The organism is Pseudomonas sp. 32_A, from assembly GCF_017490905.1.
GTDB classification, from domain to species: Bacteria; Pseudomonadota; Gammaproteobacteria; order Pseudomonadales; family Pseudomonadaceae; genus Aquipseudomonas; species Aquipseudomonas inefficax.
This window is the reverse complement of the sequence record NZ_JAFGYI010000367.1, coordinates 1-439: the sequence shown is the minus strand read 5'-3', so window position 1 is coordinate 439 and position 439 is coordinate 1. Positions and strand designations below refer to the sequence as shown.

Sequence of the window (439 nt, the reverse complement as noted above, 5' to 3'; positions counted from 1 at the left end):
CCCAAAATCCGCCGCCCGATTTCTTTGACCACCGCAAATTGAGTATAGCTCGCCAAGCCCATGCCCTTATAAGCAGCGAGTGTTTTGGCATCCGCACTCATCAGCTTCCCCAAGCTGCCAAACTCACTCAACAAATAACGCGCCAAATCAACCGCGCTCATACCGCGCGTTCCGACACGCAGCAAAATCGCCAGCAACTCCGCATCACTCAACGCCGCCGCACCGTGCGCCAAGAGCTTCTCGCGCGGCCGCTCCCCTTCGGGCCATTCTTTGATACTCATGTTTTCCCTTTTATTTATATAGCGGATTTAGTTTTAATTCCGAGTAAAACCGCCTCACCCGATATAAAACGTAATCCATTATGATTTTAGTAAATAAATGCAATTTGCGTATCTTATTCTATTTTGAATAATTATTTAAGACATATAGATAATAATTA

At 45.6% G+C, this 439-nt stretch carries 1 protein-coding gene; it reads right to left on the bottom strand.

The window, feature by feature from the left end; genetic code table 11:
* Positions 1-281, bottom strand: a 281-nt coding sequence (locus tag J5M58_RS27100; protein WP_368857216.1) for a UPF0758 domain-containing protein, incomplete at its 3' end; no start/stop codon positions are given.
* Between the last annotated feature and the right edge of the window lie 158 nt (positions 282-439).